The organism is Streptomyces sp. NPDC045021 (assembly GCF_056432645.1).
This window is the reverse complement of record NZ_JBWKIQ010000003.1, coordinates 436,391-458,190: the sequence shown is the minus strand read 5'-3', so window position 1 is coordinate 458,190 and position 21,800 is coordinate 436,391. Positions and strand designations below refer to the sequence as shown.

The following is a 21,800-nucleotide window of genomic DNA, read 5'->3' as shown; positions in this document are numbered from 1 at the left end:
GGCGGTGTGGCCCTGGGCCCGTCCGCTTGCTGTTTTGGGGAGCGGGCGCGGTGCTGGGAGCGGGCGCGGCGGGTTCCAGGAGCGAGCGCGGTGCTACGAGCGGGCTCGGGCGGCGCGGGCCACGGCCACGACGGCCTTCTCCAGGGCGTACGCGGGGTCCGCGCTGCCGCCCTTGACCGCGGCGTCCGCCTCGGCGACGGCGCGCAGCGCGGCGGAGACCCCGTCGCCGGTCCAGCCGCGCATCTGCTGGCGCACCCGGTCGATCTTCCACGGGGGCATGCCCAGGTCGCGGGCGAGCTGGCCGGGGTTGGCGCCGCGGGGGGCGGAGGCGAGCTTGCCGATGGCGCGCACGCCCGAGGCGAGGGCGAAGGTGATGCCGGGCAGCGGCTGGCCCACCGAGAGGGCCCAGCGCAGCCGCTCCAGCGCCTCCGCGGTCCGACCGGTGACGGCGAAGTCGGCGACCTCGAAGCCGGTGGCCTCGGCGCGGCCCGTGTAGTACCGGGCGACGACGGCCTCGTCGATCGTGCCCTCGACATCGGCGACCAGCTGGGCGGCGGCGCTGGCCAGCTCGCGCAGATCGCTGCCGATGGCGTCGACCAGCGTCTGGGTGGCCTCGGGGGTCGCGGAGCGGCCCAGGGCGCGGAACTCGCCCCGGACGAACGCCAGCCGGTCGGCCGGCTTGGTCATCTTCGGGCAGGCGACCTCGCGGGCCCCCGCCTTGCGGGCCGCGTCCAGCAGCGCCTTGCCCTTGGCACCGCCGGCGTGCAGCAGCACCAGGGTGATCTCCTCGGCGGGCGAGTCCAGGTACGCCTTGACGTCCTTGATCGTTTCCGCGCCGAGGTCCTGCGCCTCGCGCACGATGACGACCTTGCGCTCGGCGAAGAGCGAGGGGCTGGTCAGCTCGGCGAGGGTGCCCGGCTGCAGCGCTCCGGGGGCGAGGTCACGTACATCGGTGTCGGCGTCGGCGGCGCGCGCCGCCACGATCACCTCCCGCACGGCGCGGTCGAGCAGCAGGTCCTCCTGGCCCACGGCGAGCGTGAGCGGAGCGAGCAGATCGTCTGGGGAACTCTTCCTGGCCATCGCGGACCAGCATCCCACGGGGCACTGACAGCGGCGGCCATGGCGGAGAATGGTCCCGTGAGCGACGTACGACATGTCCTGGTGCTGCCCGACCGCGATGCCGCCGAGGAGGCCGCCGAGGCGGCCATGGAGCGTTTCGGCCTCGCCTTCGAGCCGCAGCTCGTCCGTGACGCCCTGGCCGGCGAGGACGACGCCGAGGACGCCCAGTGGCTGGTGGTGGTGGAGGACGAGGAGGGGCTGCTCGAAGGCGCCGCCCTGCACGCCCTGGCGGAGGAGTTCGACGGCTGGCGCGAGCTGCCCCGCGAGTGACGGGGCCAGTCACGACGTCGACACGGTCCTAGGTCCGGAGATGTAGGACCGCGGCCTGTGGCGACGCCCGCCGGCCCTCGGTAGCGTCGCGGGGCATGACGACACCTGCCGAACCACTCACCCCTCCCGTTCCGACCGGTCCCCGGAGCCTGAAGCAGCGCAAGGACGAGGCGCTGCACCGGCTCGAACACGACGCGGACGTATGGGTCGCCACCGCCGACGCCCAGGGGACGCCGTGCCTGGTGCCGCTGTTCTTCCTGTGGGACGGCGAGGCGCTGTGGCTGTCCACCCGCGGTACCAATCCCACCGGCCGCAATCTGCGGGACAGCGGGCTGCTGCGGGTCTGCCTGGGGCACACCCGCGACGTTGTGCAGATCGACGCCACGGCCACGACCCTGACCGCGGCGGAGCTGCCCGTCGAGATCGGTGACGCCTTCGCCGCGAAGGGCGACTGGGATCCGCGCGCCGACGGACCGTCCTATCTGTGGTTCCGGATCCAGCCGCACACCATCCAGGCGTGGGGCACCGTGGCCGAGTTGAAGGACCGCGAACTCATGCGTGAGGGGCAGTGGATCATCTAGCGAGAATCTGTCGAGGTCGATAGATCAGGTGATCCATTGCTTCGCATACACCATGGAACGGCGATATTGACGACGGATTTCGTTGTTCTGAATCTATTGACGCGTTCTTGGCAGCCGGGGTTTGATGCCGGGGATGAAGCGGTCGTTCCGCTTCGATTTTCCCTGGACCGGAGGCGGTAAGCCCCCTCAGCACCTCCTGATCGGACCCCGCATGACTGACACGCTGCGCCCTCCGCACTCCCCCATCGCGCCGCCCGTCACCCCGCCGAAGGCCCTCACCCGGTCCATCGGTGTGGTGGGCGGCACGCTGCTGACGCTCTCCTGCCTGACACCCGCCTCGTCGCTCTTCGTCATCGTGCCGGGCCTCTTCGGGGATCTGGGGACCGGAACGGCGCTGACCATCGTGATCGCGGCCGTGCTCTGCATCGCGGTGGCCTTCTGCTACTCCGAGCTGGGAACGCTCATCCCCAGCGCGGGCGGCGAGTACGCCATGGTCGGGACGCTGATCGGACGGCTGGCGGGCTGGATCGTCTTCATCCTGTCGCTGATCGTGGTGATGATCGTGCCGCCGATCATCGCGCTCGGCACCGGCGAATACCTCGAACCGATCATGCACATCAACGGCCAGCTGGCGGGGGCGGGCGTCATGCTGCTGGCCACCGTCATGGGCCTGCTCGATCTGCGGGCCAACGCCTGGATCACCGGCGTCTTCCTGGTCCTGGAGGTCATCGCGGCCGGAGTGGTCGCCGTCCTCGGCTTCTCGCACTCCTCCCGTTCGGCGTCCACGCTCATCCACCCGGTCGTCGAGGCGACGGGCGGCGCAGCGGGCAGCCCGGCCACCGCGGCCCTCACCGGCGGCGCGATCGTCGCGGGGCTGGCCGTCGCGCTCTTCGTGCTGCAGGGCTTCAGCACGGCGGTGTACCTGTCGGAGGAGATGGAGAACCCGCGCCGCAACGTCTCGCGGACCGTGCTGTGGACGCTGGGTATCGGCGCCGTGGTCGTCATCGTCCCCACCATCGCGATCACGCTGGGCGCGCCCGATCTGCAGACCCTGACCGAGGGCAACCTCTCGGCGATGGTGAAGGCCTGGAGCAACTCGGCCGTGGGGACGTTCGTCAGCCTCTGCATCGCGTTGGCGATCATCAACGCGGGCATCGTCATGGTCATCCAGAACTCCCGGGTGCTCTACGCCTCGGCCCGCGACCGTGCCTGGCCGCGGCCGGTCAACAACGCGTTCTCCACCCTGAGCAACCGCTTCGGCTCGCCGTGGGTGGCCACCCTCGCGGTCGGCCTGCCGGGTGCGGCGCTCTGCTTCGCGCCGCTGGACACCCTCACCAACGTCACCGGGGTCGCGGTCGCCGGGATGTACCTGCTGGTGGCGATCGGCGCCCTCGCCTCCCGGCGCGGCACCCACAAGTCGCGGCCCGCGTGGCGGATGCCGCTGTGGCCCGCGATCCCGGTGGTCCTGATCCTGGTGATGGCCTACGTGCTGTACGTGCAGGAGATCAAGGACCTCGCGATCACCGGCGGCATCGTGGCCGTCGCCTGTCTGTACTGGCTGCTCTACCTGCGACCCCGCCAGAACACCCGCTGGGTGATCACGGTGCCCGAGGAGCAGCTCGGCCTGGACGAGGAGCCCGCGACGCACGCGGCCGTCTGACGGCGCGGGCGGCGCCGCGTCACGCCGGTTCCATCGCAGTGGCCTCCCGGGCCGGGATCTCCTCCTGGTCCGGGAGTTCGCGTATCCGGGGCACCGGCGAGGGCAGCAGCCACAGGACGCACAGCACTCCACCGGCGGTGGCGATCCACAGGGTGGGCCGCAGTCCGAGTGCCGTGCCGAGCACGCCGCCCGCGAGGGCGCCGAGCGGACGGATGCCGTGGTTGAGCATGCGGTAGGCCCCGGTCACCCGGGCCCGCAGCCGGTCGGGGATGACGGCGCTCTGCAGGGAGCCGCTGGCTATGTCGAGCACCATCACCCCGAATCCGGAGCCGAATTCGGCGAGGAAGAGCAGGGCGAGGACCAGCGGGGTGGGTCCGCCGGCCAGCGGCACCAGGATCAGCGGGGTGGGGAAGACCACGAAGCCGAGGACGACCGCCGGGCCGATACCGACCCGCCGGACGATCCGGCCGCTGAGAGCCGCACCGATGAGTCCGCCGACCGCCCCGGCGCCGATCACCAGCCCCAGAACGCCCGCGTTCAGGCCGAGTTCACCGACCGCGTAGAGCACGACGACGGTGTGGAAGACGAAGTTGAAGAAGTTCACCGTCGCGGCGGCGGCCAGCAGCGGGCGCAGGACGCGAGAGCCCGCTATGAACCGCAGCCCGGCGGTGAAGTGCCCCTTCTCCGCCGGGGCCGCCGGTGGTTCCACCGGGGAAATGCGTGCCAGGTAGCCGGCCGAGACCAGGTAGGAGACGGCGTCGACGAGCAGCGTGAGCGGTGCGGCGAGTAACTGCACCAGCAGTCCGCCCACGCTGGGTCCCGCCACGAAGGAGAAGGCCCGGCTGCCGTTGACGAGCGCGTTGCCGTCCACGTACTGGCCGGGCCGCACGAGGGAGACGAAGAGCGTGGCGTTGGAGACGTCGAAGGCGACACTGCAGGCGCCGACGGCGAAGGCGATCACATACAGGTGGGTGAGGGTCAGCGCGTCCAGAGCGTAGGCGGCGGGCAGCGAGAGCATCAGCGCGGCGCGCACCAGGTCGGCGGCGATCATGATGCGCCGCCGGCTGCCCCTCCGGTCGGCCCAGGCGCCCGTGGGCAGCGAGAACAGCAGGGCCGGCAGCAGACCCGCGGCGGAGAGCCAGCCCATCTGCGCGGCATCCGCGTGCAGCACCAGGACGGCCGCGAGCGGTATCGCGAGGAATGACACCTGATCGCCGAAGAGCGAGACGGTCTGGCCGGTCCAGTACCGGCGGAACGGGCGTTCGCGCAGCAGAGCCGGCACGCGCTCGGCGACGTTCATGGCTACTCCTCGGCGGTGTCGGAGGCGTGCTCGCTGTCAGGGGCGTGTGGTTCGGTTTCCCGGTCCAGGAAGGCGATCCGCAGGAAGGAGACGCGTTGGGCGCCCTCGGGACGGAGTGCGGGATCCGTATCGCGGTCCGCGAACGCCTCCAGCAGCTCGTCCACCTTCGCGCCCAGCGCGGTCAGTTCCTCCGGAGTGAGGTACAGCGCCCTGTCGCCGAAGTGCTCCGCCTCCTGCCAGGCGCGCGGCAGTTCGCGGCGGGTCTCCAGCGCCTTGGTCATCTTCTGGAAGTAGCTCTCGGCGACGGCGACGGTGAGCGCGTCGGCCGCTTCCGCCACCGCCGGGTCGTCCGAGTAGCCGGGCCAGTCCGTGAAGCGCGCCGTGGCCCGCCACGGCTTCTGCCGGCCGCGGCCGCCCTCGGCCTCCTCGACCAGCCCGAACTTGGCGAGCACCCGCAGATGGTAGGAGCAGCTGGCGACGGACTCCCCCGTCAGCTCCGCGGCGCGCGTCGCGGTGAACGGTCCCTCCCGGCGGAGCAGGCCGGTGAGCATCATGCGCGTCGGGTGGGCGTAGGCCCGCAGGGCACGTGGGTCGGTGAGCTGTATCTTCCTCTCGGCCATGATGTAAAGATACCTTTAGAAAGAAGTCTTTACAACGAAGTCTTTACATAGCGCTCCCCACCACGGTGGCCCGTAGATCGTCCGGACGGTCCCCCACCACCGCGACCGAGCCGTCGGTGTCCGTCCGCAGCACCGTCGCGCCCCGCGCGCGCAGCGCCGCGACCGTACGCGGCGCCGGGTGGCCGTACGGGTTGTCCGCGCCGCAGGAGATGAGTGCCAGGCGCGGCCGGAGCCGGGCGAGCAGGACCGGGTCCTGGTACGCCGAGCCGTGGTGCGCGACCTTCAGGACATCCACCCGGGGCAGATCGGGAACGGCGGCCAGCAGCTGCCGTTGGGCCGGCGGCTCCAGGTCGCCGAGGAGCAGGAACGTCAGCCCCGCCGTACGGACCAGCAGGACGACGCTGGAGTCGTTCGGGCCGTTGTCCGGCAGCGCCCCGGGGTCCGCGGGCGGCCAGAGCAGCTGCCACTCCAGCGCTCCCAGCCGGCGCCGCTCCCCCGCCACCGCGCGGACCACCGGGATCCGCGCCGCGGCCGCCTGTCTGCGGACGAAGGCCGCCTGCTCGGGGGGTTCGTCCAGCGTCGTGGTCTCGATCGCACCGACCCTGCGGCCGCGCAGCACCCCCGGGAGCCCGTCCACATGGTCGGCGTGGAAGTGGGTCAGGATCAGCAGCGCGATCGAGGTCACTCCCAGCGATCGCAGGCAGCGGTCGGCGAGGGCCGGCTCCGGCCCCGCGTCGATGACGACGGCCGACCCGTCCGCCCCGGACAGCACCAGGGAATCCCCCTGCCCCACATCGCACATCGCGAGCCGCCACCCGGGCGGCGGCCAGCCCGTGATGACGCGCGGGAGCTGTACGGGCCGCACCACCGCGAGCAGCAGCAGGAACGCGGCCGCCGCGCAGGGCCACGGGCGGGCGGCCAGGCGGCGGCCCGTCGTCACAACTGCCGCGGTGAGTACGGCGAGCAGCAGGCCGCCGCCCCAGCCGCCGGGCCAGCCGATCCCGGCTCCGGGCAGCGCGGCGCCGTGCCGGGCGACGGCCGCGATCCAGCTGGTGGGCCATCCGGCCAGCCATGCCAGTGCCTCTGCGGCCGGCATCGCGAACGGCGCGGCGGCCAGCGCCGCGAACCCGAGCACCGTGGCCGGCCCCACCGCCAGTTCCGCGAGCAGGTTGCACGGGATCGCGACCAGGCTCACCTGCCCGGCGAGCACCACGATCACCGGAGCGCAGACCGCCTGCGCCGCGCCCGCCGCGCCCAGCGCCTCGGCCGGTCCCGGCGGCACCCCGCGGCGGCGCAGAGCCGCGCTCCACCGCGGGGAGATCGTCAGGAGCGCGCCGGTGGCCAGCACCGACAGCAGGAACCCGTAGGAGCGGGCCAGCCAGGGGTCGTAGAGGACGAGGAGCAGCACCGCCGCGGCCAGCGCCGGCAGCAGGGAGCGGCGCCGGCCCGTACCGATCGCCAGTAGCGTGATCAGACCGCAGGCGGCGGCCCGCAGCACGCTCGGATCCGGGCGGCAGACAATGACGAACCCGACGGTGAGCAGCCCACCGAGGGCGGCGGTCATGCGCAGCGGGATCCCGATCCGCGGGGCGAGCCCGCGCCGCTCGGCGCGGATGGCGAGGCCGGGCGGACCGATGAGCAGCAGCAGGACAATGGTCAGATTCGAACCGGAGACCGCCGTCAGATGGGTCAGATCCGTGGCCCGGAACACCTCGCGCAGTTCGGAAGTGAGCCGTGAGGTGTCCCCGACGACGAGCCCGGGGAGCAGCGCCCGCGCATCGGGTGGCAGCCCGTCCGTCGCCGCGCGCAGGCCCGCCCGGAGCCGGCCCGCGAAGCGCTGCACCGCCGTGGGCGGACCACTGACGCGCGGCGGCCCGTGCACCGACAGCACGGCGGCGCTCCGCTCGCCGGGCCGGGCGGGCGGTGCGATCCGCGCCGCCACGACGACGCGGGTGGACGGCAGCAGCCCGAGCCACGGATCGTCGGCCGCTGCTGACGCCCCATCACCTCCGGGGATCGACGCGGCCCGGCGCGCTCCCGGCCCCGACCGTTTCCCCGGCCAGTGTTCCGATCCCGGTCCCGATCGCGGGCCCGCTCCTGGCCCTGGCGGTGTGTCCGTTTCGGCGATGACCAGGACCGGAGTGCGGATCCTGGTGGTCACGCCGTGCGCGGTGACACGGACGGCCTCCGCCTCGACCATCACGGCCTCCGGGGCACGGGCCGCGCCCCGGACGTGCGGGCGGGTCGACCTCGGGTCGCCGGTGATCCTCAACTCGACGACGGCGTGGGCATGTTCGGCGGCCAGCTCCGGCAGCGGCCCTCGATGCCCGTCGGCCGCATGCAGCGCCGCGACCGCCGTCGCGGCGGAAGCGCACAGCAGCGCGGTGGCGGTGGCCGCCGCCAACCCGGCGGCAGGCCGCGCCCGCCCGGCCACCAGCAGCGCCGCCCCCAGTACGGCGGCGGCCACGGCACACCAGGCCGCCACCCCTCCCGGCATCCCCAGGGCGACCGCCGCCGCGAACCAGGCGGCGAGGGCCGGCGGCACGAGCCGCAGGTCCGCAGGTCCCTCCTGGTGCGGGTTGGACGCGCCCAGCGGTGACGCGGCCGCCGCGTGCACGGCCGAACGTGCCGCGGTGCCCGCGGCGCCCGCCGCGTTCGCCGGGCGGTCCGGCGCGGCACCGGGCCCCGCCCTGGGACCGGTCACGGCTGGACCAGGGGCTTGAGATCGGAAAAACGCCGGTCACCGATTCCGGTCACGTTGCGCAGCTCGTCGACGGAGGCGAAGCCGCCGTGCTGGGCGCGGTAGTCGAGGATGTGCTGGGCCAGGACCGGGCCGACGCCCGGCAAGGTCTCCAGCTGGGCGCCGGTCGCGGAGTTGAGACTCACAGGCCCGGCGGGCGCACCGCCGCTCGGCCCCGGGGCGGCGGGCGCGGGCGGCCCGCCGACGACGACCTGCTCACCGTCGGCGAGCACCCGGGCAAGGTTGAGCGCGCTCGTGTCCGTCCCCGGGAGCGCACCACCGGCCGCCGCGAGAGCGTCGGCCACCCGCGACCCGGCGGGCAGCCTGCGCACCCCGGGATGGCGCGCCTTGCCCGCCACATCCACCGTCAGGATCGTCTTCCCCGCCACGGCGGAAGGCGGCACACCCGGCCCGAACCCACCCGGCCCGAACCCACCCGGTCCGGAACCCTCCGGCGCGGAACCGTCCGGCCCGGACCCCGGACCCCGTGTCGGGATCAGTGAGGCGCCGGGCGACGGCCCGTCGAGTCGCGCCGGGGCCGAGACCGTCCGCGGGCGCCCGGTCCAGAAGTGCTGCACCGCGAAGCCGACGGCAATGGCCAGAACGACCAGCAGCGCCACAGCGGTCCTGAACTCGAGGCCGCAGCGCACGTACAGCCAGCCCCGCAAGGCTCGTAACCGCTCGGCCGGGGTCAGCCGGAACCGCGGCACGTCCTCAAGCGCCGACGCCACAACCGGAGGAGCAGGCGAGGCCCCAACCGAAGCGGCACCGGGAGGGGGATCAGCAGCAGGGGCACGAGCAGGAGCAGTGGCGGAGTCGGCGGAACCAGCAAGCGGATGCGGGTCTTCGCCCCGCCGGCCGGGTGGATCGAAGAGCGCGGCGGCGCGCTGCCCCACCGTCTCCTGGAGGAGGTTCTGGCGGCCCGGGCGGCCCTGGCGGCTCCGAACGCCCCGATTGCCCTGGACGTGACTACGACGGCGGCTGATCGCGGTGAGCGCTGTTGTTCCCATGCCGCGAAACTAAGCGGGATCGCCGCACAAAGATGATCACTGCCAAACCCTGTGGAAAACCCACGAGTTGTGGACAACTCGCTCACTCAATGCGGTGAAATCACCGCTCCGAGCAGCCCCGGCCCCGCGTGCGCGCCGATCACCGCGCCCACCTCGCTCACCACCAGCTCGTCCAGCCCCGGCACCCGCTCCCGCAGCCGTTCCGCCAGCGCCGCCGCACGGTCGGCGGCGGCCAGGTGGTGGACCGCGATGGCCACCCGCCGGGACCCGGCCCGCTCGACGACGATCTCCTCCAGCCGCGTGATCGCCCGGGAGGCCGTACGGACCTTCTCCAGCGGCTCGATCCTGCCGTCCACCAGCTGCAGGATCGGCTTGACCGCCAGCGCCGACCCGAGCAGCGCCTGCGCCGCGCCGATCCGTCCGCCCCGCCGCAGGTAGTCCAGGGTGTCCACGTAGAAGTACGCCATGGTGTCCGCCGCGCGCTTCTCCGCGGCGGCCACGACCTCGTCGGCCGAACCCCCCGACGCGGCGGTCTCGGCCGCCGCCAGGACCGTGAAACCGAGCGCCATCGCGACCATGCCGGTGTCGACGACCCGTACCGGAACGGGCGCGTCGCGCGCGGCGACCAGCGCCGCGTCATAGGTGCCGGAGAACTCGGCGGACAGGTGCAGGGAGACGATGTGGTCCGCCCCCGCGTCCGCCACGGCCCGGTAGCACGCGGCGAACTCCGCCGGGCTGGGCCGGGAGGTCGTCACCGGACGCCGGCGCTGCAGGGCCCTGGCAACCGCCGGGGCGGAGATCTCCGTGCCCTCTTCGAGCGCCTCGTCGCCGATCACCACGGTCAGCGGAACGACGGTGATGCCGTGCCGGGCCAGCGCCTCCTGCGACAGGTAGGCCGTGGAATCCGTGACGATAGCGACATGCGGGGACATGTGCGGGAGGTTACCCGGGGCCCGGGCGCGGCGACAGTGCGGCCCCGGTCAAGATCGGCTGATGTGCTTGGGATCGCCCGCCGGACTGTCGATCGGACCACCGATGGGACTGCCGGTGGGAGTACCGGCAGAACCGGGACCGCCGGTCGGCAGCGTGCTCGGCGCCCAGTGCCGCAGGGCTCCGGCCTCGATGTCGATCTGCTGCGCCAGCGACGTCAGATCGTCGTCCGCGAACTGCCGCGCCCGGTCCTGGGCGGCCCAGCGCAGCGCGTCGGCGGAGTGGGTGATGCGCTCGGTGCGCTCGGCCAGGGACGGCAGCCGATCGGCGATCCGCGCCTTGTCCGGCTCGCGCTCCAGCACCCTCAGCTCGCTGTCCAGCACGCGCGCGTGATCGTTGAGCCGGGCGAGCAGGGCGGCCGCCTCGGAGAGCGAGGCGTCCTCGGACGCACCGGCTTCCAGCGCCCGGTAGGTGCTGTCGATGGAGCTGCGCAGGTCCAGACGGAGTTGCGCCAGGTCGCCCGCCGCGCCCATCAGCGTGTAGCGGCGCGCCTTGAGGGCGGTGTCCTCGACGACCCGGCGGGCCTGCGCGCTACCGCGCTCCACGCTGCGCTTCACCGCTCGCACGGTCCGTACCGCGGCCACGACGCCCAACGTCACGAACGACGCGAAGAGCAGCAGCAGCACAACGACGGCGATATCCACGGGTGCTCCTCCGGTCGAACGGGCGCGGGCAGCCGGGTGGCCGCACCGTCAACGGTAATCGCACCGGGCGGATCGGTGGCTCCGTAGGAACCCCCAATCCGCCCGTAAGGGAAACCCCTGGTACCCGGCGCCCGGCTCAGCCGGTGATGCCCGCCCGCTCGTAAGGTGACCATCGCCCGGCCCACAGCCCGTGGCAATAGCCCGGCCCAGCCCGTGGCAATCACCCGGTTCACCCGCTGATGACAGCCCTGCTCAACCAGTGACACCGCCCCGCTCGGCCCGTGACCGCCGCCCGGCTCGCCGGGCGGCAATCACCCGGCTCAGCCGGTGACGATGTTGACCAGCTTCGGCGCCCGCACGATCACCTTGCGCACCGCCGCGCCGGCCAGCGCCGCGACCACACCCTCGTCGGCCAGCGCCAGCGCCTCCAGGTCCGCGTCGGAGATCGTCGGCGGCACCTCCAGGCGCGCCTTGACCTTGCCCTTGATCTGTACGACGCAGATCACGGCCTCGTCCTGGACCAGCGCCGGATCCGCGACCGGGAACGGCGCGTGGACCAGCGAGCCGTCGTGGCCCAGCAGGCGCCACAGCTCCTCGGCGATGTGCGGGGCCAGCGGGGCGACCAGCAGCACCAGCGGCTCGGCGATGGCGCGCGGCACCGCTCCGCCCGCCTTGGTCAGGAAGTTGTTCAGCTCGGTGACCTTGGCGATGGCGGTGTTGAAGCGCAGGCCCGCCATGTCCTGGCCGACGCCGTCGATCGCCTTGTGCAGCGCGCGCAGCGTCGCCTCGTCGGGCTCGGCGTCGGAGACGGTGACCTCACCGGTCTCCTCGTCGACGACGTTGCGCCACAGCCGCTGCAGCAGCCGGTACTGGCCGACCACCGCGCGGGTGTCCCAGGGGCGGGAGACGTCCAGCGGGCCCATCGCCATCTCGTACAGGCGCAGCGTGTCGGCGCCGTACTCGGCGCAGATCTCGTCCGGGGTGACGGCGTTCTTCAGGGACTTGCCCATCTTGCCCAGGACGCGGCTGACGGGCTTGCCGAAGTGCAGGTACTGCCCGTCGCGCTCCTCGATCTCGGTGGCCGGTACCGGGAAGCCGCGGCTGTCCCGGTAGACGAACGCCTGGATCATGCCCTGGTTGTACAGCTTGTGGAACGGCTCGGAGGACGAGATGTGGCCCAGGTCGAACAGCACCTTGGACCAGAAGCGCGCGTACAGCAGGTGCAGCACCGCGTGCTCCGCGCCGCCGACGTACAGGTCGACGCCGCCGTGCGGCTGGCCCTCGCGCGGACCCATCCAGTACTGCTCGATCGAGGGGTCGACCAGCTGCTCGCTGTTGTTCGGGTCCAGGTAGCGCAGCTCGTACCAGCACGAACCGGCCCAGTTGGGCATGGTGTTGGTCTCGCGGCGGTAGCGCCGCGTCCCGTTGCCGTCACCCAGGTCCAGGTCCACGTTGACCCAGTCCGCGTTGCGGGACAGCGGGGTCTCCGGCTGGGTGTCCGCGTCGTCCGGGTCGAAGGTGCGCGGCGAGTAGTCGTCGACCTCCGGCAGCTCCAGCGGCAGCATCGACTCGGGCAGCGGGTGCGCCACGCCGGCCTCGTCGTAGACGATCGGGAAGGGCTCGCCCCAGTAGCGCTGCCGGCTGAACAGCCAGTCGCGCAGCCGGAAGTTGACGGTGGCCTCACCGATGCCGCGCTCGGCCAGCCACTTGGTGATCTTCGCCTTGGCGTCGGCGACGCCCAGGCCGTCCAGCGAGATCTCGCCGTTGGCGGAGTTGACCAGCTGCGCCTCGTACGCGGCGAAGGCGTCGTCCCACGTCGCCGGGTCGGTGTCGCGGCCGTCGCCGGGCTGGACGACGCAGCGCATCGGCAGCTCGAAGGCGCGGGCGAAGGCGAAGTCACGGGTGTCGTGCGCCGGTACGGCCATGATCGCGCCGGTGCCGTACCCCATCAGTACGTAGTCGGCGATGAAGACCGGGACCTGGTCCCCGCTGACCGGGTTCACGGCGTAGGCGCCGGTGAAGACGCCGGTCTTCTCCTTGGCGTCGGCCTGCCGCTCGACGTCGGACTTGGCGGCGGCCATCTTGCGGTACGCGGCCACGGCCTCGGTCGGGGTGGCGTGCCCGCCGGTCCACACGTCGTGTGTGCCCTCGGGCCAGGCGGCCGGGACGATCGTCTCGACCAGCTCGTGCTCGGGCGCCAGCACCATGTAGGTGGCGCCGAACAGCGTGTCCTGGCGGGTCGTGAAGACGGTGATCTTCTCGTCGCCGACGGCGAAGTCGACCCGGGCGCCCTCGGAGCGGCCGATCCAGTTGCGCTGCTGCAGCTTGATGGCCTCCGGCCAGTCCAGCGGCTCCAGGTCGTCGATCAGCCGGTCCGCGTAGGCCGTGATGCGCATGTTCCACTGGCGCAGCTTGGACTTGAAGACCGGGAAGTTGCCGCGCTCGGAGCGGCCGTCCGCGGTGACTTCCTCGTTCGCCAGGACGGTGCCCAGACCCGGGCACCAGTTGACGCGCGACTCCGACGCGTACGCCAGCCGGTACTCACCCAGCAGGTCGGAGCGCTCGATGGGGCTCAGCGCTGCCCAGGCCCGTCCGTCGGGGGTCGGGCGGGCGCCGGAGGCGAACTGCTCGACCAGGGTGTCGATCGGACGGGCCCGGCCCGCCTCCTCGTCGTACCAGGAGTTGAAGATCTGCAGGAAGATCCACTGGGTCCACTTGTAGTACGCCGGGTCGATCGTCTCGACCGAGCGGCGCATGTCGTGGCCCAGGCCCAGCCGGCGCAGCTGGCGCCGCATGTTCTCGATGGCGTCCTCGGTGGAGGCCCGCGGGTGCGTCCCGGTGGCGACCGCGTGCTGCTCGGCGGGCAGCCCGAAGGAGTCGAAGCCCAGGGTGTGCAGCACGTTGTGGCCGGTCATCCGCTGGTGGCGGGCGTACACATCGGTGGCGATGTAGCCCAGCGGGTGGCCGACGTGCAGCCCGGAACCCGAGGGGTACGGGAACATGTCCATGATGAACTTCTTGGGCTTGGCGGCCAGCTCGGCGTCGCCCGCCAGGTCACCGCTGGGGTTCGGCGCCTCGTAGGTGCCCGACGCCTCCCAGAAGTCCTGCCAGCGGGCCTCGATGTCGGCGGCCAGCTGAGCGGTGTACTTGAAGGTGGGCACAGTACGGTGCGGCTCGGCTGCCTCAGTGGCGGCGGTGGTCTCGCTCATCGTCCTCGAAGCTCCATCGTGATCATGACGGGCGTACGCCGCGTCTGCTGCCTGCCTGCGGAAACGAAAAAACCCCTCGCACAGGAGGGGCCGCCGCACTGACTCGGATCGCTCTGGATCGCTTTCAGTGCGGCTTGCTAAGCAGAAGGCGTACGGCACGCATGGGGTCAGGTTACCGCAGCGCGCGAGGGGCCCGCACCGGGATTGCCCCGGTGCGGGCCCGTGCACTGGCTCAGGAGCTCAGCCCGTGCGCCGACCGTGAGGTCAGCGGTGGTTCTTCTTCGGCAGGTACGAGGTCACGTAGTCGGTACCGGGGGTACCGACGCCGGTGACGTCGTCGAAGCCGACCGTGGCGTGCAGCGACGCGTCCTTGCCGAGGCTGCGCAGGGACGTGATCGTGCCGTCCGCCGCGTCGACACCGTTGACGAAGTCAACGCGGACGACCGCCTGGTCACGGCCCTGGCCCAGCGGGTGGTCCGTGACGTCGTGGTAGGCCGAGGTGGCGTACCGGTCGTAGATGAGCGGGTTGGCGAAGCCGACCGGGATCCCGTGCCGCGCCTGCTGCACGAGCGCCTGGACGCCGGCGATCACCGGGGCGGCGAGCGAGGTGCCACCGATCCGGTACTCGCTGTACGCCAGCGACCCGTCCGCGAGGGACTGGGTCTGGCCCACCAGGAAGCCGGTGTTCGGGTCGGCGACCGCCGAGATGTCCGGCTCGACGCGCTGCTTCACGCCGCCGCCGTTGGCGAGGGCGAGCGAGTCCGGAACGACGTTGCGCTGGTAGAACGGCTGCGCGTAGAGGTTGCTGGTGCCGCCGCCCGCGCCCGAGGTGTAGGCGCCGGGGAAGCCCGTCCAGCTGTTGCCGTCAGCCGACAGCACGGCCTTCTGGGTGCCCCAGCCGGTCTCCCACTGGTACTTCTCGCCCTTGCCGACGTTCAGCGAGGTGCCGCCGACCGAGGTGGCCCAGGGGGAGTTTCCGGGGGTGTCGACCTGCTTCTTGCCGGTCTTGGCGACGTTGTCGCCGGAGTCACCGGAGGAGAAGTAGAAGCCGATGCCCTCGACAGCACCCTGCAGGAAGACCTGGTCGTAGGCCGCGGCCACGTCCGGGGTCTCGTTGGCCTCGACGTCGCCCCACGAGTTGGAGACGATGTCGGCCAGCCGGCCGTCGACGATCTTGTTCAGAGCGTCGAGCAGGTCGTTGTCCTGGCAGGACGCGCCACCGACGTAGACGATGTCGGCGTCGGGGGCCACGGCGTGCACGGCCTCGACGTCGAGCGTCTCCTCGCCGTACCAGCCGCCCGCGTCGCAGGCCTCGGTCGAGTTGTAGTCCGCCGGGAGCACCTGCGAGAGCTGGCCCTGGCGGTACGCCTTGTCACCGTTGTTCTTCGCGTACTTCTTGGCGTCCTGGACGATGTACGGAGACGCGTACGCATCCGTGATCGCGACCGTGACGCCCTTGCCGGTGTAGCTCTTCGCGCCGTAGGCGGCGCGCAGGTCCTTGCCGGTGTAGCCCTTGATCGCGTACGGCGCCTTGGTGCCGTAGGCGGAGGGCAGGCTCGTGTTGGTCTTCGAGCCGAAGTAGGTCGAGAACGGCCCGGCGTTCTTGAACACGCCGCTGGGCGGCGGCAGCGCCTCGTCGTGCTTGGCAATCTTGGGAGCATTGTCCAGGCCGACGACCGTGAGCACCGCGCCGTTCAGCGCGGCCGGCGCGGAGGCCGTCGTCGCCGGGGCGTGGTAAGTCTTGCCGTCCTTGGCGAAGTTGTGCAGCTGGGTGCCGAACGCCTTCTCCGCGGCCGCCACGTCACCGCTCACGGTGATGTAGTGCTGGGTGGTACCGGTCACCTTGAGGCCCGAGGACTTCAGCCATGCGGTGACCTGGGCTATCTGGTCCTTCGTCGCACCGAACCGCGCCTGCGTCTGCGCCGCGGTCAGATACTTGCCGTAGGACGCCGAGTTCGGGTCGGACACCGCGGTCGCATAGGCCGTGAGGCCCTTCGCGTCCCGGCCCGCCAGGTAGACACGGGCGGTAACGCCGCTGGCGTCCGCCGTGTCACCCTTGTCCGCATTCGCGGTTGCCCACAGCGGCTTGGTGCCACTGAGCAGCTGCCTGCCGTGCGGTTGGTCAGCCTGCGCGGCAGGTGTGCCCAGCGCGAGCGCGCCGGCCATCAGCGGCAGCGCTGCGGCCACCGCCAGTCCGGCACGTGTTCTTTTGCGCTCAAATCTCATGAAACCCCCATGCGAAGCGAGTTGACGCCGATTACGGTGTCGCCGCTATGCGTACGGCTCGTACCGCAGAGCGCCACTCTTCCGCCGAAAGGCTCATGTCAGGGGCATGCAATTGCCAAGAGCAGGCCAAGGAAACGCCAGCGAACGGTAATCGGCGCGAGGCGGCCACCGGCGGCTGGTACCCGAACGGATCGACGTTAGCAGCGGCGGCAACGACACGGCCGGAGTTGGCGGAAGCCGGCCCTCCGGCCGCGCCGGTCCGCCTAGCGTCCCGGCCATGCCAATGCGCAAGTACCGCGAGCGCCGGGGGCACCGGGTGTATCGGACCCGGGGCGTCAACGGCGGGACGGCGCAAGGCTCGTCGCACACCCTGTCCCGTATCGCCGTGGGCACCGCGACCGCCGTCGTCGTCCTCACCCTGACCCTCGCCTCGGGACCCGGCGTGCGCGGATTCCTCCAGTTCACCTCCGGCGTGCTCACCCTGGTGTCGCTCACGGCGACCGCCGTCTGGGGTCTGATCTCCACCGACCGCAGGCTGTTGGGGCCGCGGCACCGGCTTCTCGCCCAGGCCGTGCACCGGGCCACCGCCGTCGGCGCGCTCGGCTTCCTGACCCTGCACATCTCGGTGCAGATCGCCGTCGGACGGGTCCCGCTCTCGGGCGCGCTGCTCCCCGCCGGATTGCTGCCGTTCGGCCTGCGGGGCGGCGCCGCGCTGATCGCGATCGGCACTCTGTCCGGCTACCTCATGGTGCTCGCCGCCGCGACGGGCGCGCTGCGCAGCGCTTTCGCCGGGCGGGGGCGGGCCGGACGGTGGCGGGTGCTGCACTCCTGCGCGTATGTGTCCTGGTGTCTGGCGATCGTGCACGGCCTCAAGGCCGGCCGCACACCCGCCGGCTGGGTGGTCGCCGCATACGTCCTGTGCCTGGTGGCCGTCGCCACGGCGCTCGTCGTACGGCTGCGCCCGCCGCGCGACGACCGAGGCGGCGGGCGCGACCGGGGCCACCCGCGCGGCGCGCACCGCGCCGTCGAGCTCCCGCGGCAGCCGCCGCCGCTTCCCGGCACGCGCACTGCACCTCGAACACCTCGATAGCCTCGAATGGCGCAGTGCCCGCACCGCGGCGCAGGACGCGGGCGCTCCCGCCGTGACCGCGGGTACCGGCATAACGAAAAAGGTCCGATCGCCGGATCGGCGATCGGACCTTTTGATTGTGGAGCTACGGAGAATTGAACTCCGGACCTCTTGCATGCCATGCAAGCGCTCTACCAACTGAGCTACAGCCCCGCGTCCTACTCCGCCGGGTTCCCCCGGCGACTCGGCATACATTACACGGCCCTGGGGGTGTTTCGCCAAATCGATTACCGGGGAGCGGGGGGCTCACCTGGAGGAACCGTTGCCCTGCTGTTGTGACGCCCGGCCCGGTACTGTCGGGATTCCGTGCCCGGTTCACCGGCGCCCCGTGCCCCCCACCAGTCTCCCTGGAGCAGCGCACTGTGACAGCGACGCAGCTGACCGCCGACACCCGCATCCTCGCGGCCAGGACGTTCATTCTGCGGCGGGCGACGCTGCTCGCCGCCACGGTGTGCCTCATCTCGTTCGTCGGCTTCTGGATGGCGCAGCGCGCCTCCCACGTGTCGATGATCGACCTCATGGTCTACCGGGCCGAGGGCGCGACCGCGCGCAACGGTGGTGATCTCTACGAGATGCGGGCCACGTACGCGAACCTCCCGACCACCTATCCACCGTTCGCCGCTCTGCTGTTCATGCCCCTGACGTGGATCGGCGTGGGCGCGATGCGGGCGGCTGCGACCGTGGCGAACCTGGGCCTGCTGGTGACGCTGGTGCACCTGTCGCTGCGGCTGACCGGGCGGCCGGTCAAGCTGCCGGCCGCGGCGGTGACGCTGGCCATCGCGTCGGTCGCGGTGTGGTGCGAGCCGGTGTGGACGACCCTGCGGTACGGACAGATCAACCTGCTGCTGGCCGTGCTGGTGCTGTGGGACCTGACGCGCCGCGCGGACCACCGCTGGGCGGGGTTCGGGACCGGCATCGCGGCGGGCATCAAGCTGACGCCCGCGCTGTTCGCGGTGCTCCTGGCGCTGGCCGGCGTGGCACTGGGGTGGCGACGGCTGCGCCGGGGCCACGGCCCGTGGAACGTGCACCTGCGGCGGGCCGCGGTGGCGGTGGTGACATTCATCGGGACGGTGGCGATGGCCGCGGTGGCGCTGCCGCACGACTCGCGGCGGTTCTGGACCGAGATGCTCTTCGCGGCGGACCGGGTCGGCTTCGGTGAGGACACCGCCAACCAGTCGCTGCGCGGGATCTTCGCCCGACTCCTGCACACCGGCGACCCGGGCAGCGGCTGGCTGCTGGCGGCCGCCTTCGTCGGCTGCGCCGGGCTCGCGGTCTCGGGAGCGGCGCTGCTCGCCGGGGACCGGCTCCCGTACAACGTGGCCTGGGCCACGCTGGCGTGCGCGGTGACCGCGCTGCTGGTCAGCCCGGTCTCCTGGTCGCACCACTGGGTGTGGGGGGTGCCGATGGTGATCCTGCTCGGCACCGAGGCGCTGCGCCGCCGGGACGCGCTGTGGGCGGCGGGGGCGGCCCTGACCGGACTGCTGTTCTGCTCGTTCATGCTGTGGCTGGTGCCGCACGGCGCGGGGCGGTACGAGCTGGCTCAGACCGGCTCGCAGATGGCGCTGTCCGCGATCTACCCGGTGATCGGCGCCACGTTCCTCGCGGTGGCCGGCACGCTCGCGTTCCAGGCCTTCCTCAACGATCCGCGCCGGCGGCGGCCCGCGCCCCTGGCGACACCGCGGCGGACCGCGTACGACTACGTCAACCGCTGACCGGCCCGACCACCCGGCGCTGGTCCGGACGGGGCCGCCCCGGCCATGGCCGGGGCGGCCCCGTCCAGCCCCGTCCGGCCTGGTTACGCCTTGTCGCGCCGCAGGCCCAGCAGGGCCGCGGCCGCCGCGATGACGGCCAGCGCCGTGACCGTCACGGCGAAGGCATGGGCCGAAGGGTGCGGTCCCGCGACGTCGAGACGGTTCAGGAACAACGTGCCGAGGGTGGCCACGCCCACCAGCATGCCGAGCTGGGTGACGGTGGCCAGCAGCCCGCTGGCGTCGGCCGCGTCCTGCGGGGCCACCTTGCCCAGTGCGCGGGTGAGGGTGGGGCTGAACGCCGCTCCCAGCCCCAGGCCGATCCCCGCCAGACCCGCGTAGAGCGCGAACCCGCCGTGTCCGCCGCCGCGCAGTGCCAGGCCGAGCGTGCCGAACGCGAGCGCCGCGACGGCGAAACCGGCCGGAGCCAGCAGATGGTGCCAACGCTGCGGCAGGCGACGCCAGTTGAGGCCGATCAGTCCGAAGAACACCGCCGCGACGGCGAAGGTGAGGCCGGTGCGCAGCGCGCTGTCCCCCAGCCCGGTCTGCAGATGCAGGGCGATGCTGAACAGGAAGCCCGCATTGAGCGCCATGGCCAGGCCGATCATCGTCGCCGCCCGCGCCATCCCGGGTGCCCGCAGCACCCGGCCGGAGACCAGTGGGTCGCCGCCGCGCCGCGCCAGCCGCGACTCCAGCACCACGAACACCCCGAACAGCGCCGCGCTCAGACCCAGGCAGATCCAGCCCCACACCGGCCAGCCCTCCTCCTGGCCGAGCACCAGCGGCACGGTGAACAGCGTCACCGCGGCGCCCAGCGTCACCAGGCCCGGCAGGTCGAGCCCGCGCCGCCGTTCCGGGGCGCTGCGTACGTCGGCCGGGATCACGCGCGGCGCGACGACCAGCATGACCAGCCCGATCGGCACGTTCACCAGGAACACCGGCCGCCAGCCGGTGCCGAACAGATCCGCGCTGACCAGCACGCCGCCGAGCGACTGGCCGATCGCCGCGCCCGAGGCGAGCACCGCCGAGTAGACGCTGAGGGCCTTCGACCGCGCCTCGCCGGTGAACGTCAGCTGGATCAGGCTGAGCACCTGAGGAATCATCAGGGCCGAGCCGGCGCCCTGGACGAACCGGAAACCGATCAACTGCCCGGTGGACTGGGCGAGTCCGCAGGCCAGTGACGAGGCCGTGAAGAGGGCGAGGCCGGACAGGAAGACCCGCCGGTGGCCGAGCAGATCGCCGATCCGGGCGCCGGTGATCAGCAGCACGGCGTACGCGATGGTGTACCCGGCCACGATGAGCTGCAGCCCGGCGCCCGAGGCGTGCAGATCGGTACGGATGGTGGGCGCGGCGACATTCACGATGAAGACGTCGAGCAGGGCCATGAACTGGCCCGTCAGAATGATGCCGAGCAGCAGGCCGGCACGCGGGCGCCGGACGGCGCCGGGGAGGGTCTCCTTGTCGGTGACGGGGGTCGGAAGCACGGAATTCGTCATGTCCGCCAGCCTGCGCTGCGCGCACTACTGGTAACGAGAGCCCTGTGATGCTGGTACTGGCAGCACCTGGCAAGCGCGCCCGGCCCGATGGAGTATGGACAGCATGCCCCAACGCCGCACCGAGTTGGCCGCCTTTCTCCGCAGCCGTCGCGCCCGCATCACCCCCGCGGACGTGGGCATGCCGCCCGGCCTGCGGCGCCGCACGCCCGGCCTGCGCCGCGAGGAGGTCGCGCAGCTCGCCGGGGTCGGGGTCACCTGGTACACGTGGCTGGAACAGGGCCGCCCCATCAACGCGAGCGTGCAGGTGCTGGACGCGGTCGGCCGGGTGCTCCAGCTCGACGTGACCGAACGTGAGCACCTCTACCGGCTGGCCGGGGTGCCGTTCGTCCGCCAGGACGTCTCCGACGCGGAGGTGGTCGGCGACGAGGTCCAGGGCATCCTCGACGCCCTGGATCCGCTCCCCGCCGTCGTCTACAGCGCGCGCTACGACGTACAGGCCTCCAACGCCGCCTACCGCGACATCTGGCCCGCGACCGCTTTCGTGCCGCGCTCGGAACGCAATGTGCTGCTGAAGCTGTTCACCATCCCGCAGTGCTGCTCGTCGATGGTGAACAGCGAGGAGGAGCTGCCCCGCATGGTCGGGCAGCTGCGCGCCGCCTACGGCCGTCATGTCGGGGAACCGGTCTGGGAGTCGTTCATCGCACGCCTCATCCATGAGAGCCCGGAGTTCGCGCAGATGTGGGCGCGCGGCGACGTCGCCTCGCCGGGGCCGCGGCTCAAGGTGTTCCGGCACGCGTCGGTCGGGCTGATCAACCTGACCTCGGTCTCGCTGGCCATCGACGGCATGAGCGAGCACCGGATGGTCGTCTACACCCCGGGCGACGACGAGAGCCGCGCGCAGATCGAGCGGCTGCGCACCATGGACGACCCGATGATCGGCTGCCCCGTGCACCGGCGGAAGGTCTCGGAGATCGTCGCGGAGCGAACGGCGGAGCAGGTGGCCGGCCGGACGGCCGGCCAGATGGCGGAGCAGGTGGAGTCCCGCCTCCCGTGAGGAG

Annotated in this window: 16 protein-coding genes and 1 tRNA gene; 6 read left to right on the top strand and 11 right to left on the bottom strand. The window is 72.2% G+C overall.

Translation table 11 applies throughout. The features are described from left to right. Positions 1-93: 93 nt before the first annotated feature. Positions 94-1,080: a DNA polymerase III subunit delta gene (gene holA, locus AC07DC_RS13295; RefSeq protein ID WP_478914472.1), complete on the bottom strand. Its 987-nt coding sequence runs from the start codon at positions 1,078-1,080 to the stop codon at positions 94-96. Positions 1,081-1,137: 57 nt separating this feature from the next. On the opposite strand from holA, the gene AC07DC_RS13290 reads away from it, so the two are divergent. From AC07DC_RS13290 to AC07DC_RS13280, 3 genes are all read left to right on the top strand, one after another. Continuing rightward, on the top strand, positions 1,138-1,389 hold the full coding sequence (locus AC07DC_RS13290; RefSeq protein ID WP_478914471.1) for a hypothetical protein: 252 nt from the start codon (positions 1,138-1,140) through the stop codon (positions 1,387-1,389). A gap of 95 nt (positions 1,390-1,484) precedes the next feature. After that, positions 1,485-1,970: a pyridoxamine 5'-phosphate oxidase family protein gene (locus AC07DC_RS13285; protein WP_478914470.1), complete on the top strand. Its 486-nt coding sequence runs from the start codon at positions 1,485-1,487 to the stop codon at positions 1,968-1,970. Between the two features lie 211 nt (positions 1,971-2,181). Continuing rightward, the gene (locus tag AC07DC_RS13280; protein ID WP_478914469.1) at positions 2,182-3,630 is read left to right on the top strand and encodes an APC family permease; all 1,449 of its coding nucleotides are present in this window, start codon (positions 2,182-2,184) and stop codon (positions 3,628-3,630) included. Between the two features lie 19 nt (positions 3,631-3,649). Here AC07DC_RS13280 and AC07DC_RS13275 read toward each other — a convergent pair whose 3' ends face one another. The 8 genes from AC07DC_RS13275 to AC07DC_RS13240 form a co-directional block, all read right to left on the bottom strand. Then, entirely contained in the window at positions 3,650-4,930 is a 1,281-nt protein-coding gene (locus AC07DC_RS13275; RefSeq protein ID WP_478914468.1) for an MFS transporter, read from the bottom strand. Between the two features lie 2 nt (positions 4,931-4,932). Continuing rightward, the gene (locus tag AC07DC_RS13270; RefSeq protein WP_478914467.1) at positions 4,933-5,550 is read right to left on the bottom strand and encodes a helix-turn-helix domain-containing protein; all 618 of its coding nucleotides are present in this window, start codon (positions 5,548-5,550) and stop codon (positions 4,933-4,935) included. 43 nt (positions 5,551-5,593) lie between these two features. Next, a complete protein-coding gene (locus tag AC07DC_RS13265) occupies positions 5,594-8,047 on the bottom strand; it encodes a ComEC/Rec2 family competence protein (RefSeq protein WP_478914639.1) in 2,454 nt (817 codons plus the stop codon). Positions 8,048-8,250: 203 nt separating this feature from the next. Next, positions 8,251-9,021 carry a ComEA family DNA-binding protein gene (locus AC07DC_RS13260; protein ID WP_478914466.1) on the bottom strand — a complete coding sequence of 257 codons (771 nt, stop codon included), beginning with the start codon at positions 9,019-9,021 and terminating at the stop codon, positions 8,251-8,253. Between the two features lie 365 nt (positions 9,022-9,386). Beyond that, complete coding sequence (locus tag AC07DC_RS13255) at positions 9,387-10,232, bottom strand: DegV family protein (RefSeq protein WP_478914465.1); 846 nt, start codon at positions 10,230-10,232, stop codon at positions 9,387-9,389. A 48-nt stretch (positions 10,233-10,280) separates the two neighbouring features. Further along, complete coding sequence (locus AC07DC_RS13250) at positions 10,281-10,934, bottom strand: hypothetical protein (RefSeq protein ID WP_478914464.1); 654 nt, start codon at positions 10,932-10,934, stop codon at positions 10,281-10,283. Positions 10,935-11,254: 320 nt separating this feature from the next. Further along, a complete protein-coding gene (gene leuS, locus AC07DC_RS13245; protein ID WP_478914463.1) occupies positions 11,255-14,143 on the bottom strand; it encodes a leucine--tRNA ligase in 2,889 nt (962 codons plus the stop codon). Positions 14,144-14,407: 264 nt separating this feature from the next. Beyond that, positions 14,408-16,369: a S53 family peptidase gene (locus AC07DC_RS13240; RefSeq protein ID WP_478914462.1), complete on the bottom strand. Its 1,962-nt coding sequence runs from the start codon at positions 16,367-16,369 to the stop codon at positions 14,408-14,410. 277 nt (positions 16,370-16,646) lie between these two features. Between AC07DC_RS13240 and AC07DC_RS13235 the strand changes: the two genes are divergently transcribed. Then, complete coding sequence (locus tag AC07DC_RS13235) at positions 16,647-17,459, top strand: hypothetical protein (RefSeq protein ID WP_478914461.1); 813 nt, start codon at positions 16,647-16,649, stop codon at positions 17,457-17,459. A gap of 119 nt (positions 17,460-17,578) precedes the next feature. Here AC07DC_RS13235 and AC07DC_RS13230 read toward each other — a convergent pair. Next, positions 17,579-17,651, bottom strand: a tRNA-Ala gene (locus AC07DC_RS13230). A 209-nt stretch (positions 17,652-17,860) separates the two neighbouring features. Here AC07DC_RS13230 and AC07DC_RS13225 point away from each other — a divergent pair. After that, positions 17,861-19,210 (top strand): glycosyltransferase 87 family protein, encoded by a 1,350-nt coding sequence (locus AC07DC_RS13225; RefSeq protein ID WP_478914460.1) that lies wholly within the window; start codon positions 17,861-17,863, stop codon positions 19,208-19,210. 83 nt (positions 19,211-19,293) lie between these two features. Here AC07DC_RS13225 and AC07DC_RS13220 read toward each other — a convergent pair whose 3' ends face one another. Continuing rightward, positions 19,294-20,649: an MFS transporter gene (locus AC07DC_RS13220; protein ID WP_478914638.1), complete on the bottom strand. Its 1,356-nt coding sequence runs from the start codon at positions 20,647-20,649 to the stop codon at positions 19,294-19,296. Positions 20,650-20,836: 187 nt separating this feature from the next. Here AC07DC_RS13220 and AC07DC_RS13215 point away from each other — a divergent pair, with 187 nt between their 5' ends. Next, the gene (locus AC07DC_RS13215; RefSeq protein WP_478914459.1) at positions 20,837-21,796 is read left to right on the top strand and encodes a helix-turn-helix transcriptional regulator; all 960 of its coding nucleotides are present in this window, start codon (positions 20,837-20,839) and stop codon (positions 21,794-21,796) included. Positions 21,797-21,800 lie beyond the last annotated feature (4 nt).

Excerpts from the sequence above, each read along its gene's own strand:
- holA (WP_478914472.1), bottom strand. The coding sequence starts at position 1,080 with ATGGCCAGGAAGAGTTCCCCAGACGATCTGCTCGCTCCGCTCACGCTC.
- AC07DC_RS13285 (WP_478914470.1), top strand. The coding sequence starts at position 1,485 with ATGACGACACCTGCCGAACCACTCACCCCTCCCGTTCCGACCGGTCCC.
- AC07DC_RS13280 (WP_478914469.1), top strand. The coding sequence starts at position 2,182 with ATGACTGACACGCTGCGCCCTCCGCACTCCCCCATCGCGCCGCCCGTC.
- AC07DC_RS13275 (WP_478914468.1), bottom strand. The coding sequence starts at position 4,930 with ATGAACGTCGCCGAGCGCGTGCCGGCTCTGCTGCGCGAACGCCCGTTC.
- AC07DC_RS13270 (WP_478914467.1), bottom strand. The coding sequence starts at position 5,550 with ATGGCCGAGAGGAAGATACAGCTCACCGACCCACGTGCCCTGCGGGCC.
- AC07DC_RS13265 (WP_478914639.1), bottom strand. The coding sequence starts at position 8,047 with ATGCCGGGAGGGGTGGCGGCCTGGTGTGCCGTGGCCGCCGCCGTACTG.
- AC07DC_RS13255 (WP_478914465.1), bottom strand. The coding sequence starts at position 10,232 with ATGTCCCCGCATGTCGCTATCGTCACGGATTCCACGGCCTACCTGTCG.
- leuS (WP_478914463.1), bottom strand. The coding sequence starts at position 14,143 with ATGAGCGAGACCACCGCCGCCACTGAGGCAGCCGAGCCGCACCGTACT.
- AC07DC_RS13240 (WP_478914462.1), bottom strand. The coding sequence starts at position 16,369 with ATGAGATTTGAGCGCAAAAGAACACGTGCCGGACTGGCGGTGGCCGCA.
- AC07DC_RS13235 (WP_478914461.1), top strand. The coding sequence starts at position 16,647 with ATGCCAATGCGCAAGTACCGCGAGCGCCGGGGGCACCGGGTGTATCGG.
- AC07DC_RS13215 (WP_478914459.1), top strand. The coding sequence starts at position 20,837 with ATGGACAGCATGCCCCAACGCCGCACCGAGTTGGCCGCCTTTCTCCGC.